Here is an 18,002-nt window from a genome sequence, read left to right as displayed (position 1 = left end):
TTATAATATACTATACATCAGTTGTTAAATTTTAAAAGCTGTTGTAAAGTGAAGAGAAGATTTTATTTTTAATTTTCGCTTTAAAAATAATAATAATTTATGAATGACAATAATCATAGATAAAATTCAAAGATATTTCAACTTAAATGATTGTATAATACAATATACTTATAATAAAATGATAACTTGTAGAAGCGGTTAACCTGCCAAACGTTGGTAGTTAGTTGTATAATAAGTAGAAGTAGTTATTCATTTGAAAGTGTGGTTTGTTAAATGTCGGCAGTAGGTACTGTTATTAAAGAGCATGTTAAGAATTTTTATTTAATTCAAAGACTTGCACAATTTCAAGTTAAAATTTTAAATCATAGTAACTATTTAGGGATAGCTTGGGAAATAATTAATCCAGCTATGCAAATAATAATTTATTGGATGGTCTTTGGTTTAGGAATTCGAAGTAACGCACCAATAAACGGTATACCTTTTGTGTTTTGGCTATTAGTAGGTATTAGTATGTGGTTTTTCATAAACCAAGGTATTTTAGGTGGTACCAAAGCTATTACACAAAAATTTAATCAAGTTGCTAAGATGAACTTTCCATTATCTATTATTCCAACATATATGGTTACAAGTAAATTTTATGGACACATTGGTTTATTGTTGGTTATTATCATTGTTTGTATGTTTAATGGGATATACCCAACCATTCATATCGTACAGTTGTTCATATTTGTACCATTTTGCTATTTCTTTACAGCATCGGTGGCGTTATTTACATCTACATTAGGAGTTATTGTTAGAGACACGCAAATGTTAATGCAAGCATTGCTACGAATATTATTCTACTTTTCTCCAATATTATGGATGCCGAAAAACCACGGTGTTAGTGGTTTGATTCATGATATTATGAAGTTCAATCCAGTATACTTCATCGCAGAGTCATATCGTGCGTCGATACTTTTCCATCAATGGTACTTTATCGAACATTGGCATTTAATGTTGTATAACATTGTTGTCATAGCAGTATTCTTTATCCTTGGCTCAATTTTACACATGAAGTATCGAGATCAATTTGCAGATTTCCTTTAAATAAACGATTTAAAAATGACCTCACTACATTTAAAAATGGCAGTGAGGTTTCTTTTTGTTTATACTAATAAAAATAGTAGTACAGTTAGTGTTTAATTTATTTGTAATATAGTAATTAATATTTTCTTGAAAGGGGAGTGGGATAGAAATAATTGTTTCATAACAAATTATTTCGTAATCCCACCCCGGCAAGACTGACTAGGTTTGTAAAACGTTGATTCATCAACATTTTACAAACCAGACAGTTACTGCCAAATGCTTGAATTTAAGTGTGAAATGTTTTTGTCTCAGTCTCATTAATGACTACTAAAATTAAAAAGTAAAAGTTGGGATATAATGGAGAATTTAATAAAAAGAGTATATTTTTTGATTATAAAGCTAATCACGATAGCTATGTTTCCAGTACGTATTAAGTCAGGGCATATAACTGTACTGATGACTTTTCCAGATGATATGATGCCAATTATTACGACATTGCATGAAGAAGGATATGACTTAACTGTAATTACCAATAAAACAAATAATCATTTGTTACAAAATTTAGCTCATACGACGGTAATAAATAGTAATCAAAGTCATGTCTTGCAACAAGTTAAAGCTTTAAAAGAAGCAAAGGTAGTTATCATTGATAATTATTATTTACTGTTAGGTGGATTTCGTAAAAATAAAGATCAAACCATTATTCAAACGTGGCATGCTAGTGGAGCACTCAAACTTTTTGGTTTAGCTGATCATCAAGTTGATAACAATAATAAGAAAATAGTTGCACAGTATAAAAAAGTATATAATGCAACAGATTATTATTTAATTGGTTCAGATAACATGTCGCAATGCTTTGCAACTGCATATGCAACGAATGAGCACCAAATGTTAAAATATGGTCTGCCAAGATTGCAACAATATTTCATAACTGACATGAAACAGCTAAAGAAAAAATTGAAAGAGCGATATCATATAAATAAAAAATTAGTAGTATATTTACCGACATATAGAGAAAATACTGATAATAAAACACTTGATAAGGCATATTTTGAACAACAATTACCTAACTATACACTCATTAGCAAATATCATCCATCAGTTAAAACTAACGATAATTCACTGATTACAACTCCTGAGTTGCTCATTATGGCAGATTTAATCATTAGTGATTATAGTTCGATACCGATAGAGGCTAGTCTAATTAATACGCCTACGATATTTTTTGTTTATGATGAAGAGGAATATGAAAAAACGCGTGGACTCAATTCATATTATTATCAAATACCAGCAGCATATAAAGTTAAATCTGAAGGAGAGTTAATCGCATTAATTAGAGAATCTCACACCGCATTTTTACCTATATTCAAAGATTGGCATCAATACAATGATGAAAACAGTATGACTAAATTAATAAAATTTATAGAAAGTGTGATGAAAAATAAATGAAATTAACAATTATTGTGCCAATGCTAAATCATGACCAAACAATTAAGGCAGCATTAACGTCTATCAATAGTAATGAAAACTATAACATTATTTGTGTTGACGGTGGATCTGAAGACCGTACAGTGGAAATGGTTGAAGAACTATCGAGAGAATTGAAAAATATTTCAATTATTCATCACCATCAATCATCACTAGGAAGTTGTATTAATAGAGGGTTAATGGCGGTTGAACATAACGAGAGTGCAAGTAATGAAGCATTTATGGTTTTACTTCCTAATAGTGTTATCTTACCGAGTAGGTTAAACATGTTAACGACAGCGTTTCAAAGCGATAGTAATATCGATATTGTTGTGGGACAAGTTGCTACAGATTACCATGGTGAATGGCGTTCAAAAACATCTAGTCAAATGATTCAAAGTGAGCGCTTGACTACTTTAAGTCATCAACCAGAGTTACTCTATGATATGTCGTTTAACGCTAAATTATTTAGTACGAAATTTTTATCTTTAAGATGTAGTGAGGATATTAATTTAGCATACAGTCATTTATTTATTGCTAAAGCATTAACAAAAGCAACTGACGTACAATTAGTACCCAATATAATCATAGGTGATAATAGTAGTTATCGAAATTCAGCTGAAAATGTAGAATTTAGTAAAGTAAGTAGTCAGTTATGTCTTATCAGACAACAAGTGATGGAATCTTTATTATTAAAAACCCAAAAATTAATTTACAGTGAAGTTATGGATGTCAATCTTTACAATAAAGTACTACAAGATTATTTAACACAGCATTCAACTTTAACAGTTGAGTTTATAAGTGAAGTGGTTACATATATTGAAAATATGCAACATACTGATTATCTTTATAGTAATGTATTTGATATTGTTTACACAGTTGAACATTTTGGAAGTGACTGGACAAATGAAACTTATGAAATGTGGAAGAATAGTCTCGTTAATATAGGCATTAAACGTCCTGGATTAAGAAAATTCAAGTTGCAATTAATAGCTAAGAAACTTATGAAATCAACGAAAAATAAAAGAAAGTAGTTACTTTTGATTAAAAAGGTAGTCCTAAAAATTTAAAATATCGACTGCGTCACTGATAAAAACAAAAGTAATATAGTAATAACAAAGCAAAAAACCATCTCTATTGTTGTTCAGTATGATGTGAACTTCAATAGAGATGGTTTTGTTAGTTGTTATTTACGGTTTTTAAAAACTGCATGTATGATTTTAAAAATCAAATAAGCTAAGGCAATAACTATAATGGCACCACCGATAATTGCTAAAATAGGGTGTTCAGTCCAAGTGTTTTTAGCCACTGCGTTGGCTTTATGAACTATAGGTTTATGAATGTCAACGGATGGTGGACCTGTACTTTTATTAATAAATTGTCTGTCATAATCGACGTGTACTTTACCATCATTGATAACTAAGTCATAATCCTTTTTAGAAAAATCTGCTGGTAACACATCATATAAATCACTTTCTACATAATATTTTTTACCATTAATTTTTTGTTCACCTTTAGACAATATTTTTTGATATTTATATTTATTAAAGGATTGTTCCATTAAAGCATTGCCCATCATATTACGCTGTTTTTCACCGCCAAGGTTATCGTAATCTCCTGCACCTAAAAGTACTTGATTGATTCTAAATTTACCACGTTTTGTAGTGATCGTATGATTGTAATTAGCAGTATCACTTGAGCCAGTTTTAAGACCGTCTGTTCCTTGAAGGCTCATTTTAGCACCTTCGAGAGAATGATTAAATGTATAATAGGTTACCCCATGAGTTGTTGGTGCTAATTGCTTAGTAAAATGTAAAATTTTAGGCGTTTCTTTAATAACATGTTGATCTAGGATAGCATAATCTCTTGCAGTTGTTGAATTACGCTCTTCATTTTTATATTTTGAAGGAGCAAAACTACGCAATCTAGAGTTTTCAGCTCCCGTAGGATTAACAAAATGAGTATTTGTCATTCCTAAATCTTTAGCTTTTTTATTCATTAAATCAACGAAATCATTAGTGTTCTTAGAAACTTTATTCGCTAAGATTAAAGCTGCAGCATTACTCGAATTTGATACTGTAATTTGTAGTAGGTCAGCAATTGTCCATTCTTGCCCAGGATACAATTTAGTATTACTTAATTCAGGTAATGTTGACATTAAATATTCTTTATCTGTCATTTTAACTTTGTCATTTAATGAAAGTTTACCTTTATTGACTGCTTCCAATGTTAAATACATGGTCATCAATTTAGTCATTGAAGCAGGATTCCATTTCGTATCAACATTATATTGATATAAAATTTGTCCAGTTTGGCTAACATTAATGGCACTTGTTGGTTGATAAGCTTCAGTTACACCACTATAGCCATAGTTATTTGCAACTTGGACAGGTGTTTCACTACTATTGGCAGCTTGAGCCAAGGGTGTTAATATGACGCTTACTAATATTAACATGAGCATTAAAGTAAATAATTTTTTCATAATACTTAAATCTTCCTTTTCCATAAAATATTCCCAATTAAAAACACGTAAGTGTTAGATTACTAAATCTCATTAATTTATGATTGAACATAAGCATTTATTGCAATAAATTTGAAAAGTAATATCAATTGATTAACTAGCAAAACAGTTGGTGTTATAATGATTACTGCGAAGTATGAAATTACATATAAGTAATTAACATTGTTAATGGATGGTTGTTATTGATTTAGACTTTATTAAAATTTTGCAATAGCAATATTCTATCATATAAATGTTCTAAAAGGTATTTTGGGAAATTAACATAATTGACTTTTTGAAATTTAATGAAGAATGAAATTATTATTTGTTAGCACTTTGTTGAGTAAACCAATATAATTAAAAGAGGTAAGACAATGAAACAACAAAACCCTTTGTTTTTCTTATTTAAAAAGCTTAAGTGGCCAATAGGGCTAATTATTGCAGCAGTGACCATCTCATCATTGGGAAGTTTAAGTGGTTTGCTTGTACCATTATTTACAGGGCGTTTAGTAGATAAGTTTTCAGTGAGTAATATGAATTTCGGGCTCATTGGTATTTTTGCAGGCATTTTTTTAGTTAATGCATTATTAAGTGGTTTAGGTTTATATTTACTGAGCAAAATTGGTGAAAAAATTATTTATGCTATTCGTTCAGTATTATGGGAACATATCATTCAATTAAAAATGCCATTTTTTGATAAAAATGAAAGTGGTCAATTAATGAGCCGTTTAACTGATGATACTAAAGTTATTAATGAATTTATATCTCAAAAACTTCCTAATTTATTACCATCATTAGTTACCTTAATAGGATCGATGGTCATGTTATTTATTTTAGATTGGAAAATGACGTTATTAACATTTATTACTATTCCTATTTTTATTTTGATCATGGTTCCTTTAGGTAGAGTAATGCAGCGTATTTCTATCAATACGCAATCAGAAATTGCTAATTTTAGTGGTTTATTAGGTAGAGTACTTACTGAAATGCGTTTAGTAAAAGTATCTAACACAGAACGTTTAGAATTAGATAATGCTCATAAAAATCTAAATGAAATTTATAAATTAGGTTTAAAACAAGCTAAAATATCAGCTATTGTACAGCCGATTTCTGGTGTGGTGATGCTATTAACAATTGCTATTATTTTAGGATTTGGTGCGTTAGAAATATCAACTGGTGCGATAACAGCTGGTACATTAATTGCTATGATATTTTATGTTATTCAGCTTTCAATGCCATTGATTAACTTATCTACACTAGTTACTGATTATAAAAAGGCTGTAGGTGCAAGTAATAGAATTTATGAAATTATGCAAGAACCTATTGAAGCTACTGAAGCATTAGAAGATTCTGAACATGTGTTAATTAATGAAGGTATCTTATCATTTGAACATGTTGATTTTAAATACGATGTGAAGAAAATATTGGATGATGTATCATTTAATATTCCACAAGGACAGGTCAGTGCATTTGTAGGTCCTTCTGGTTCGGGTAAAAGTACGATATTTAATTTGATAGAACGCATGTATGATATAGAAACTGGAGATATCAAATATGGCAATGATAGTATTTATAATATTCCGTTATCTAAATGGCGGCGTAAAATCGGTTATGTCATGCAATCTAACTCAATGATGAGTGGAACGATTAGAGATAATATTTTATATGGAATTAACCGACACGTGTCTGATGAAGAGTTAATAGAATATGCAAAATTAGCTAACTGTCATGATTTCATCATGCAATTCGACGAAGGATACGATACACTTGTTGGTGAAAGAGGACTTAAATTATCTGGTGGTCAACGTCAAAGAATTGATATTGCTAGAAGTTTTGTCAAAAATCCAGATATTTTACTTCTCGATGAGGCAACGGCTAACTTAGATAGTGAAAGTGAATTGAAAATTCAAGAAGCATTAGAAACCTTAATGGAAGGTAGAACAACAATTGTTATTGCACATCGATTATCAACAATTAAAAAAGCAGGACAAATTATCTTCTTAGATAAGGGTGTTGTAACCGGAAAAGGTACGCATGCAGAATTGTTACAGACACATGAGAAATATAAACATTTTGTAACATCACAAAAATTATCAGATTAACACATAAGCATTTCATTGTTCCGAGTAATAATACAATGAAATGCTTATTTTTATAATAGCAAAAATATAACAAGTGATTTAACAAAATCGATATTTTAACACAAAAAGTGGCGTGGTATAATTAAAACTGAAAGAAAAATACATATAGTGAATGTCATATTTCATTTTAAGTTACCTTGTTAATTGGGTGAGGAGTCTGAGATAAAATTTCTATAAAAATTTGTAGTAATTCGCAGTGACTGTCTGTATAAAAAATGGTGATAAACCTCGTTTTTTAAATATTAGTCTGTCATACCAGGTGGACAGGATCCGTCGTCAAAAATCCATGAGTGGATTTTGTATTTTTTTACAAAGCGGACAGCAACGGGAGTGGGACAGAAATAAATTTCATATAAAATTTATTTCGTAATCCCACCCCGGCAAGACTGACTAGGTTTTCAAAATGTTGATTTATCAACTTTTTGAAAATCAGACAGTTACTGCCAAGTACTTAATTTTAAGTGCAAAATACATTTTCTCCCAGGCTCTATTACGCTCCCTATTTTAATAAAATATGATATCTAAATTTTCAAAAAATAAAATATAGGTAGGTGCCAAATGTTTTTACTCATCAATATTATTGGTCTGTTTGTATTCTTAGGTATTGCAGTTCTATTTTCTAGAGATAGAAAGAATATTCAATGGAAATCAATTGCAATATTAGTGTTATTGAATTTATTTTTAGCATGGTTTTTTATCTATTTCCCATGGGGACAGTCAGCAGTAAAAGGGTTGGCTAATGGTATTGCTTGGGTAGTAGATTCTGCACATGCTGGTACAAAGTTTGCATTTGCTAGTTTTGTCAACACTAAAATGATGGATATGGCAGTTTCAGCTTTATTCCCAATTTTATTAATTGTGCCATTATTTGATATTTTAATGTATTTTAATATTTTGCCTAAATTGATTGGTGCAATTGGTTGGTTGTTAGCAAAAGTTACACGTCAACCAAAATTTGAATCATTTTTTGGTATTGAAATGATGTTTTTAGGAAATACTGAAGCATTAGCAGTATCTAGCGAACAGTTAAAACGTATGAACGAAATGCGTGTACTAACAATTGCTATGATGTCTATGAGCTCAGTATCAGGTGCCATTGTTGGGGCTTACGTTCAAATGGTACCAGGTGAATTAGTTCTAACTGCGATTCCTTTAAACATAGTTAACGCTATTATTGTTGCGTGCTTATTAAATCCAGTGAGTGTTGAAGAACGAGAAGATATTATTTATAGTATTAAAAATAATGAAGTAGAACGACAACCATTCTTCTCATTTTTAGGTGATTCTGTATTAGCCGCTGGTAAATTAGTATTAATCATTATTGCATTTGTTATTAGTTTTGTAGCATTAGCAGATTTAATTGATCGCTTTATCAACTTGATTACTGGTATAGTTGCTCACTGGATTGGAATGAAAGGTAGCTTTGGTCTAAATCAAATCTTAGGTGTCTTTATGTATCCATTTGCCTTGTTATTAGGTTTACCTTTAGATGAAGCATGGCTAGTAGCACAACAAATGGCCAAGAAAATAGTAACTAATGAGTTTGTTGTCATGGGTGAAATTTCTAGTAAAATCAGTTCATATACACCACATCATCGTGCTGTTATAACAACATTCTTAATATCATTTGCTAATTTCTCAACAATAGGAATGATTATAGGGACATTGAAAGGAATTGTTGATAAGAAAACAACTGACTTTGTTTCAAAATACGTTCCAATGATGTTATTAGCTGGTATTCTTGTTTCATTATTAACAGCAGCATTTGTTGGTTTATTTGCATGGTAAGTTCAAGTGAGTTAGAGTACGCATCCAATGCGTACTCTTTTTATTGCCATAATAAAAACCAAGTACACATTGCTATGTACTTGGCTTTTATGGGAAATGAATATTATTGTACTAATGACAGTAAGGACTAGGTACAGTCATAGTACTTCGAGCAAAATTTGTTTTGTTATTATAAACAACACAAAGGAGATAACTTCTTTATTGAAGAAGTTAAAAACAGTATAGCAGATAACAAAGTAAAAGTAAATTAAAAATTCAGAATATTTTTAAAAATATTACAATAATGTTTGAACTTCTTTGTAAAATAGCAGTATAGGCAATGGTTTTAAGACTGATCACACTATACTTAATGTGATTAGCAGTAACTATCTAGATAATAAAATATTGTTCATTGATTTTCCTTATAATACTGGTCAATCTTGTAGAGTTAAGATTAACTAGGAAATAAATCCATGTTAAAAGCTTTCCTAACTTATACTTAATAAAGTTGCTTAAAGAGTGTTGTGACGCTTTTTTTAGTGTGCTACTATTTTTATAGTCTAATAAATAAAAAGGGGATGGTTAAGTGAATAAAACATTGAGAGATTTAATATTAATAGTCTTTGGCTCATTTGTATTTTCAGCCGGCGTTAATGCGTTTATTATATCTGGTAATCTTGGTGAAGGTGGCGTTACTGGTATCGCTATTATTTTATACTATGCCTTTCATCTGTCACCAGCCATTACAAACTTTGTAGTTAATGCAGTTTTAATTGCTATCGGCTATAAGTTTTTAAGTAAAAGAAGTATGTACTTAACCATCATCGTTACTATACTCATTTCTATATTTTTAAGTTTAACTAAGACATGGCAAATAGAAACAGGTAATATTATTGTTAATGCTATTTTTGGTGGAGCTAGTGTTGGTTTAGGCATTGGGGTTATTGTTTTAGCTGGTGGAACAACAGCAGGTACTACTATTTTAGCTAGAATAGCAACCAAATATTTAGATGTTAGTACGCCATATGCACTCTTTGGCTTTGATATTATTGTCGTACTTATTTCATTAAGTGTGATACCAATAGATAAAGTGTTAGTCACTGTTATTTCACTTTATATAGGTACAAAAGTTATGGAATTTGTTATCGAAGGTTTGAATACTAAAAAAGCTATGACAATTATCTCTACTAAACCTGATGAATTAGCAAAAGCAATTGATGAACAAATCGGTAGAGGCTTAACAATATTAAATGGCCATGGTTATTATACCCGTGAAGAAAAAGATGTACTATATGTTGTAATTTCAAAAACGCAAGTATCAAAAGCTAAACGTTTAATCAAAAAATTCGATGAGCATGCTTTTTTAGTAATACATGATGTACGTGATGTTTATGGTAATGGCTTTTTTGACGATTAACAGTAGGACATAGTACAACAGCATTCTATAGTTAATATAATAGGTTTAATCGTAATTGTTTGGAATATAAAATAGTGATTGATTAAGGTTTCATATTCTAAGTGAGTCTTACAGCAGTGGATGGAATTCATTATTAAAATTTTTACTTTAAAGTACAAGTTGGGGAAGCGCTAGTAAAAAGGAGAAATCTAATTGGCATTAAAAGTTCAAGATAGATATAGATGAAATAAATTGTTGAAAGTATTCATTTCTGTCTCATACGCTTCTATATAAACTTCTCTATAAAAGTGTTAGTTACTGTGACATTTTACTAGAGAAGTTTTATTATATTAATTGACAGATAAATATAATAAATGGAATGTTAGTCAACAAGATAGAAAAATGTTATAATATCGTCTATGATAATGATTATCAATTGGGAAAAAATCAAATTTATAACGATTAAATTTATTTTGTAAAATGCAATAAATTGATATTGAAGAAAGTAGGGAAATTATGAGCCGTTTAAATGGTCAACAAGTAAAAATTGGATATGGCGATAACACTATTATTAATCATTTAGATGTTGAAATTCCAGATGGTAAAGTGACATCTATTATTGGACCAAATGGTTGTGGCAAATCAACATTACTGAAAGCTTTGTCACGTTTATTAGCAGTGAAAGAAGGACAAGTTAATTTAGACGGACAAAATATTCATACACAATCAACTAAAGAAATTGCCAAAAAGATAGCGATATTACCACAATCACCTGAAGTTGCTGATGGGCTAACAGTAGGTGAATTAGTATCTTATGGAAGATTCCCGCATCAAAAAGGTTTTGGGAGATTAAGTGCGGAAGATAAAGCAGAGATAGATTGGGCTATGGAAGTGACTGGAACAAAAGAATTTCAGCATCGTTCTATTAATGACTTAAGTGGTGGACAAAGACAACGTGTGTGGATAGCGATGGCTTTAGCACAAAGAACTGACATTATATTCTTAGATGAGCCGACGACATATTTAGATATCTGTCATCAGTTAGAGATTTTAGAGTTAGTACAAAAGTTAAATCAAGAACAAGGTTGTACTATTGTTATGGTATTACATGACATCAATCAAGCAATACGCTTTTCAGATCATTTAATTGCCATGAAAAAAGGAGATATTATTGCAACAGGATCTACTCAAGAGGTATTAACACAAGAAATCTTAGAAGAAGTATTTAATATTGATGTAGTTCTTAGTGAAGATCCAAAAACTGGTAAACCACTATTAGTCACTTACGATCTTTGTAGAAAAGCTTATTCATAAATTCAAACGTTAATATCCATAAAAATAAAAAAGGGTAATGATGATGACAAGTAGAAATAAAAATACACAGTTAAAATTTACGGCATATATGATTGGAGCGGTAATAGTGCTAATTATAGCGCTATTTCTTTCTATTTTATTTGGAGATGCCAAAATCAACGTTTCTACTATTATAGAAGCGATATTTAATTATGATCCAACGAATCAACAACAAAATGTGATAACTGAAATTAGAATACCAAGAAATATCGCTGCTATTATTGTCGGTATGGCTTTAGCAGTTGCTGGTGCTGTAATCCAGGGTGTTACACGCAACGGTTTAGCTGACCCAGCTTTAATTGGTTTGAATTCAGGTGCTTCATTTGCTTTAGCATTAACTTATGCTTTTATACCAAATGTGTCATTTTTATTTGTGATGTTTGCAGGATTTTTAGGTGCTATTTTAGGTGGGACAATGGTCCTTATGATTGGGCGCTCAAGACGTGATGGTTTTAGTCCTATGAGAATTATTTTAGCCGGTGCAGCTGTCAGTGCATTATTAACAGCACTTAGCCAAGGTATAGCATTAATATTCAAATTAAATCAAACATTAACATTTTGGACAGCCGGTGGTGTAACTGGGACAACATGGTCTCAATTGAAATGGAGTTTACCGGTAGTTTTAATAGCTCTATTTATTATTTTAATAATGAGTAAACAATTGACTATTTTAAATTTAGGAGAAACATTAGCTAAAGGATTAGGTCAAAATGTAGCAATTATTAGAGGTGTCAGCTTAATTATTGCTATGATATTGGCTGGTGTTGCTGTATCGATTGCTGGTCAAGTAGCTTTTGTAGGATTAATGGTACCGCATATTGTACGTTTTTTAATTGGTACAGATTATGCCAAAGTATTACCTTTAACGGCATTGTTGGGTGGCATTTTAGTTCTGATTGCAGATATGGTAGCAAGATTCCTTGGTGAAGCACCAGTTGGCGCAATCATATCATTTATTGGCGTACCGTACTTCTTATATTTAGTTAAGAGAGGGGGACGTACAATATGATAGATAGTAGTAGTCGACGTCGACAACTTATTGCACTCGTTATCTTTGTTATTTTACTATTTATGGCATGTACTTGGAGTATTACGTCAGGTGAATATAATATTCCTTTAGGACGTTTCCTAAAAACATTAATAGGTCAAGGTGATTATACTGATTCATTAATTTTAATAGATTTTAGATTACCACGTATGATTATTACTATTTTAGCAGGAGCAGCTTTGAGTTTAAGTGGTGCTATCGTTCAAAGTGTCACTAAAAACCCAATTGCTGAGCCTGGCATTTTAGGGATAAATGCAGGTGGAGGCTTCGCTATAGCGTTATTCATCTCAATTGGTCAAATAAATGCAGATAATTTCGTCTATGTCTTACCTCTAATCAGTGTGATAGGTGGTATAGCGACAGCATTACTCATTTTTACATTTAGTTTCAACAAAAATGAAGGCGTAACACCGGCAAGTATGGTCCTAATAGGTGTAGGATTACAAACTGCATTGTATGGTGGATCAATTACTATTATGTCAAAATTTGATGAAAATCAATCTGAGTTTATAGCAAAATGGTTTGCTGGTAATATTTGGGGTGATGAATGGCCATTTGTTATTGCTTTTATACCTTGGATTATTATTATAGTGCCATATTTATTATATAAATCTAATGCCTTAAATATAATTCATACAGGTGATAACATCGCTCGTGGTCTTGGTGTTCATTTAAATAGAGAACGTATTATTCTGTTCTTTATTGCAGTTATACTATCATCAGTTGCTGTAGCAGTTGCAGGTTCTATTTCATTTATTGGGTTAATGGGACCACATATTGCTAAACGTATTGTTGGGCCTCGACATCAATTGTTTTTACCTATTGCCATTTTAGTTGGTGCATTGTTACTCGTTATAGCAGATACAATTGGTAAAATTGTCTTGCAACCTGCAGGAGTTCCAGCTGGAATTGTAGTGGCAATTATAGGTACACCATACTTCTTATATCTTATGTATAAAACAAAAAGTGTATAAACTTTAAAAAGTTAAAGAATCTGAAATTAATAATTTTTCAGGTTCTTTTTTTATTACCAATTAATAGTATTCGTATTTATTTTTGGTGTGTCTTAATGATAGCGCATTCACAAATTCTGTTTTATACTATGACTGAAATCATAAGGAGGAAAAATGATGAAAAAACTGATTAAACAAAAAGAAACATTTTTAACAGATATGCTAGATGGTTTATTAATCACACAGCCTGAATTAACGGTCATTGCAGACACGGTAGTAGTAAAAAGAGAGAAGAAAACTTCTGGTGTCGCAATCGTATCAGGAGGTGGTAGTGGTCATGAACCGGCTCATGCTGGTTATGTTGCACAAGGAATGCTTGATGCGGCAGTATGTGGAGAAATTTTTACTTCTCCAACACCAGATAAAATTTTGGAAGCCATCAAATATGTTAATAATGATGCTGGTGTTTTACTAGTAGTAAAAAATTATGCTGGTGACGTTATGAACTTTGAAATGGCTCAAGAAATGGCTGACATGGAAGGCATTAATGTTGAAATGGTTATTGTTAAAGATGATATTGCAGTTTCAAATGAAGAACAACGACGTGGTGTTGCTGGGACAGTATTAGTTCATAAATACGCTGGTTATCTTGCAGAACAAGGTAATACTTTGGAAGAGATTAAAGAACAATTAGACGTATTTATACCTACGATAAAAAGCTTAGGTATGGCTATTAGCCCACCATTAGTACCAACTACTGGGAAATATGGCTTTGATATTGAAGATGATCAAATGGAAATTGGAATTGGCATACATGGTGAAAAAGGGTTGCATAGAACAAAAATGCAAGATATAGAACGTATTACGCAATCATTATTAAGTGAATTATTTAAAGAAATCAAAGCTAATGATATCATTGTCATGGTTAATGGTATGGGTGGTACGCCATTATCAGAACTTAACATTGCAACAAAATTCATTAGTAATTATTTAAAAGCTGAAGATATAGTAGTTGCAAAATGGTTAATAGGAGATTATATGACTTCTTTAGATATGCAGGGTTTTTCTATAACTATTGTTCCTAATCAACCACAATATTTAGAAGCATTCAATGCGAAGACATCAAGTCCATATTTTCATTAAAAATAAATGAATAAATATACATTAATGAGGTGTAAAAATGAACGTTAGTGAAATGAAACAACGCTTATTACAATTAGAAACAACGTTTAAACAACAAGAAGACGAATTAACAGATTTAGATAGAGCAATCGGAGATGGAGATCATGGCGTTAATATGTTGAGAGGATTTTCCGCTGTGAAAGAAAATATTGATGATAGTTCGATGCAATCACTATTTAAGTCAACGGGTATGACATTAATGTCGAATATTGGAGGTGCTTCGGGGCCTTTATACGGTTTTAGTTTTGTCAAAATGTCAACTGTAGTTAATGACGATATTGATAGTCAAAATTTAGGGCAATTATTGTATACTTTTGCAGATGCTATTGCTACAAGAGGAAAAGTAGAGCTTAATGAAAAAACAATGTATGATGTTGTTAAAAGAGCAGCAGACAATTATGCTAATGGAGATAAATTAACAGTTGAACAATTGCAGCAACTGGCTAATGATACTAAAAATATGGTTGCCACAAAAGGTAGAGCCGCCTACTTTAAAGAAGATTCTAAAGGATATATTGATCCCGGCGCACAAAGCATGGTTTATATTTTAAGTGCATTGATAGGAGAAGAATAAGGATGACAACAATCGTATTAATTAGTCATAGTAACGATATTGCACAAGGTACAAAACAACTTATTCAACAAATGGCTGGTAATGTTAATGTAGTAGCCAAAGGCGGTCTAAAAGATGGTACTATAGGAACGTCTTTTGATGATATTAATCATGTGTTAAATGAATTAAATGATGATGCACTGTGCTTTTATGATATAGGTTCTTCTGAAATGAATCTCGATATGGCTATAGAAATGTATGCAGGAGATTATCAAATTAGTAAAGTTGATGCTCCGATTGTAGAAGGATCTTTTACAGCTGCAGTTAAGCTTTCGGTAGGTGGCTCATTAGAGGATGCAGTTCAAGAGGTTAAGTTAAACTTTTAGTTTGAATTTTAAATTATTTAAAAACGTATTTCTTTTTCAAATGAAACTTTATAGAAAATGTGATATTATATATATGAATGTTTAATAAAATCTGGACAAATAGGAGGACATAGCCATGCAACATCTAATAAAGAAACATGTATTAAATGGCGAGTTTAATTCGGTAAGACAACTGATGTCCGAAACAGATTTTATGGAATTTGAAGAAGCATATATTTCGAGTGCACATGAAGTAGAAAGTATGATGTTTTATACGTGTATTTTAGATATGATTAAGCATGAAGAATCAGCTGAAATGCATGACTTAGCATTTTTATTGCTCGTGTATCCGCTAAGCGAATATAAAGGTGCTTTAGATTCTGCTTATTATCATGCAGACGCTTCCATAAAACTTACTGACGGTAAAGAAGTTAAAAGTTTATTACAAATGCTATTATTACATGCCATACCTACACCGGTTATTTCTGATAAGAAAGCCTTTGATATAGCTAAACAAATATTGAAATTAGATCCAAATAATAATGTTGCACGTAATGTATTGAAAGATACTGCTAAACGTATGGATAATGTTGTTGTTAATATTAATGAATTACACCAACGTAACGCACGTTAAAGAATGATAAATGTAATATTGTTTTGATTTTTTAATATCATAATCTTATAAATGAGTGGAGCATACATATGTTCCACTCATTTTTTTGAATTATAACAATTAATATGGAATGCTTTTATAAACGGTGGTTCGAAGAGACTGGGACAATAATATTGCACACTTCAATTCAAGCATTTAGCAGTAACTGTCTAGTTTGTAACATGTTGGTCAATCCACGTTTTACAAATCTAGTCAGTGTTGCCACGATGGGTGGGACCTGTTATCAAAAATCCATGTGTGGATTTTACATTAATGTGCAAGACAGGCATCTACGAAATAAATTTTATATAAAATTTATTTCTGTCCCACTCCTTTTTTGGACGTATCAACATAATAAAAAATGGATAAATATGTATATTGTGATACAAGGGAATAATAGATGAATATAGTAATTAAATAAAATTCATTTTGTTAGTGCATTATAAATAAAAAATATAAATTTTTTTGAATTGTCAATAAATGCGATTGTACGTATGGATTGAGTACTATGACCAAAGTGAAAAATAACTCAGGCGACTTGCAATAATATGTAAGTACGTTATAATGCACACTGTGCAAAATTAAGGAGGTCTATTATTCACATGGAGATGAATAAAGAAGCAACGAAAATTGGGTTTGCCTATGTCGGAATTGTTGTAGGTGCAGGATTTTCGACAGGACAAGAAGTTATGCAATTTTTTACTAAATTTGGATTGTGGTCTTATATAGGCGTAATTATTTCGGGATTTATTTTAGCTTTTATAGGTCGACAGGTTGCTAAAATTGGTACTGCTTTTGAAGCAACCAATCATGAATCAACTTTACAATATATTTTTGGTAAAAAGTTTAGTAAGATTTTTGACTATATATTAATATTTTTCTTATTTGGAATTGCAGTAACAATGATTGCAGGGGCTGGTGCAACGTTTGAAGAAAGTTATAATATACCTACATGGTTAGGCGCATTAATCATGACAGCTATCATTTATATAACGCTATTATTAGACTTTAATAAAATTGTACGTGCACTAGGCATAGTGACACCATTTTTAATTGTATTAGTTGTGTTAATAGCAGTAGTTTATTTATTTAAAGGACACGTGTCATTAACTGATGTTAATCATGTAGTGCCTGATGCAAGTATTTGGAAAGGTATTTGGTTTGGTACCCTTTATGGTGGTTTAGCGTTCTCAGTAGGATTTAGTACTATCGTTGCCATTGGTGGAGATACTGAAAAACGTACAGTATCTGGTGCTGGCGCAATGTATGGTGGTATTATTTATACAATTTTATTAGCTTTAATCAACTTCGCTTTACAAAGTGAGTATCCAACAATCAAAAACGCCTCAATACCAACGCTAACATTAGCAAATAATATTCACCCAATGGTTGCTACTATATTATCTGTAATTATGTTGGCAGTTATGTACAATACAATTTTAGGACTAATGTACTCATTTGCTGCACGCTTTACAGAACCTTATAGTAAAAACTATCATATATTTATTATTATTATGATGGTAGCAGCATATATTTTAAGTTTTGTAGGCTTTACAGAAT

16 protein-coding genes are annotated in these 18,002 nt (G+C 31.1%); 15 read left to right on the top strand and 1 reads right to left on the bottom strand.

The window, feature by feature from the left end:
• Nucleotides 1-273: 273 nt before the first annotated feature.
• The 3 genes from tagG (at nucleotide 274) to CD113_RS08220 (ending at nucleotide 3,566) form a co-directional block, all read left to right on the top strand.
• Nucleotides 274-1,086: a teichoic acids export ABC transporter permease subunit TagG gene (gene tagG / locus CD113_RS08230; protein ID WP_002465259.1), complete on the top strand. Its 813-nt coding sequence runs from the start codon at nucleotides 274-276 to the stop codon at nucleotides 1,084-1,086.
• Between the two features lie 336 nt (nucleotides 1,087-1,422).
• On the top strand, nucleotides 1,423-2,514 hold the full coding sequence (gene tarB / locus CD113_RS08225; RefSeq protein ID WP_040802453.1) for a teichoic acid glycerol-phosphate primase TarB: 1,092 nt from the start codon (nucleotides 1,423-1,425) through the stop codon (nucleotides 2,512-2,514).
• Nucleotides 2,511-3,566 (top strand): glycosyltransferase family 2 protein, encoded by a 1,056-nt coding sequence (locus tag CD113_RS08220; protein ID WP_002465257.1) that lies wholly within the window; start codon nucleotides 2,511-2,513, stop codon nucleotides 3,564-3,566. Before tarB ends, CD113_RS08220 begins: the two co-directional genes overlap by 4 nt.
• Before the next feature lie 152 nt (nucleotides 3,567-3,718).
• Here CD113_RS08220 and pbp4 read toward each other — a convergent pair whose 3' ends face one another.
• Nucleotides 3,719-5,014, bottom strand: a complete 1,296-nt coding sequence (gene pbp4, locus CD113_RS08215) for a penicillin-binding protein PBP4 (protein ID WP_002465256.1) — start codon at nucleotides 5,012-5,014, stop codon at nucleotides 3,719-3,721.
• A gap of 392 nt (nucleotides 5,015-5,406) precedes the next feature.
• Between pbp4 and CD113_RS08210 the strand changes: the two genes are divergently transcribed.
• The 12 genes from CD113_RS08210 to CD113_RS08155 all read left to right on the top strand — a co-directional run.
• Complete coding sequence (locus CD113_RS08210) at nucleotides 5,407-7,134, top strand: ABC transporter ATP-binding protein (RefSeq protein ID WP_002465255.1); 1,728 nt, start codon at nucleotides 5,407-5,409, stop codon at nucleotides 7,132-7,134.
• 597 nt (nucleotides 7,135-7,731) lie between these two features.
• A complete protein-coding gene (locus tag CD113_RS08205; protein WP_002463974.1) occupies nucleotides 7,732-8,961 on the top strand; it encodes a NupC/NupG family nucleoside CNT transporter in 1,230 nt (409 codons plus the stop codon).
• A gap of 158 nt (nucleotides 8,962-9,119) precedes the next feature.
• On the top strand, nucleotides 9,120-9,212 hold the full coding sequence (locus CD113_RS08200; RefSeq protein WP_088177478.1) for a hypothetical protein: 93 nt from the start codon (nucleotides 9,120-9,122) through the stop codon (nucleotides 9,210-9,212).
• Nucleotides 9,213-9,526: 314 nt separating this feature from the next.
• Nucleotides 9,527-10,357, top strand: a complete 831-nt coding sequence (locus CD113_RS08195) for a YitT family protein (RefSeq protein ID WP_002463972.1) — start codon at nucleotides 9,527-9,529, stop codon at nucleotides 10,355-10,357.
• Nucleotides 10,358-10,852: 495 nt separating this feature from the next.
• Nucleotides 10,853-11,650, top strand: coding sequence for an ABC transporter ATP-binding protein (locus CD113_RS08190; RefSeq protein WP_002463969.1), 798 nt, complete (start codon nucleotides 10,853-10,855; stop codon nucleotides 11,648-11,650).
• Between the two features lie 43 nt (nucleotides 11,651-11,693).
• Complete coding sequence (locus tag CD113_RS08185) at nucleotides 11,694-12,698, top strand: FecCD family ABC transporter permease (protein WP_002463967.1); 1,005 nt, start codon at nucleotides 11,694-11,696, stop codon at nucleotides 12,696-12,698.
• Complete coding sequence (locus CD113_RS08180; RefSeq protein WP_002463966.1) at nucleotides 12,695-13,711, top strand: FecCD family ABC transporter permease; 1,017 nt, start codon at nucleotides 12,695-12,697, stop codon at nucleotides 13,709-13,711. The genes CD113_RS08185 and CD113_RS08180 overlap by 4 nt, the downstream gene beginning before the upstream one ends.
• Nucleotides 13,712-13,864: 153 nt before the next feature.
• A complete protein-coding gene (gene dhaK / locus CD113_RS08175) occupies nucleotides 13,865-14,833 on the top strand; it encodes a dihydroxyacetone kinase subunit DhaK (protein ID WP_040802003.1) in 969 nt (322 codons plus the stop codon).
• Between the two features lie 37 nt (nucleotides 14,834-14,870).
• Complete coding sequence (gene dhaL / locus CD113_RS08170) at nucleotides 14,871-15,446, top strand: dihydroxyacetone kinase subunit DhaL (protein ID WP_002463962.1); 576 nt, start codon at nucleotides 14,871-14,873, stop codon at nucleotides 15,444-15,446.
• Between the two features lie 2 nt (nucleotides 15,447-15,448).
• Nucleotides 15,449-15,811, top strand: a complete 363-nt coding sequence (gene dhaM / locus CD113_RS08165) for a dihydroxyacetone kinase phosphoryl donor subunit DhaM (RefSeq protein ID WP_002463961.1) — start codon at nucleotides 15,449-15,451, stop codon at nucleotides 15,809-15,811.
• 115 nt (nucleotides 15,812-15,926) lie between these two features.
• Nucleotides 15,927-16,424, top strand: a complete 498-nt coding sequence (locus tag CD113_RS08160; RefSeq protein ID WP_002463960.1) for a hypothetical protein — start codon at nucleotides 15,927-15,929, stop codon at nucleotides 16,422-16,424.
• 620 nt (nucleotides 16,425-17,044) lie between these two features.
• The coding region (locus CD113_RS08155; protein ID WP_103262344.1) for a YkvI family membrane protein at nucleotides 17,045-18,002 on the top strand (958 nt) is incomplete at its 3' end.

Source organism: Staphylococcus simiae (assembly GCF_002902085.1).
In the GTDB taxonomy this organism is placed as follows: domain Bacteria; phylum Bacillota; class Bacilli; order Staphylococcales; family Staphylococcaceae; genus Staphylococcus; species Staphylococcus simiae.
Note: the sequence above shows the minus strand (reverse complement) of the source record. Positions and strands in the feature narration are given on the sequence as shown.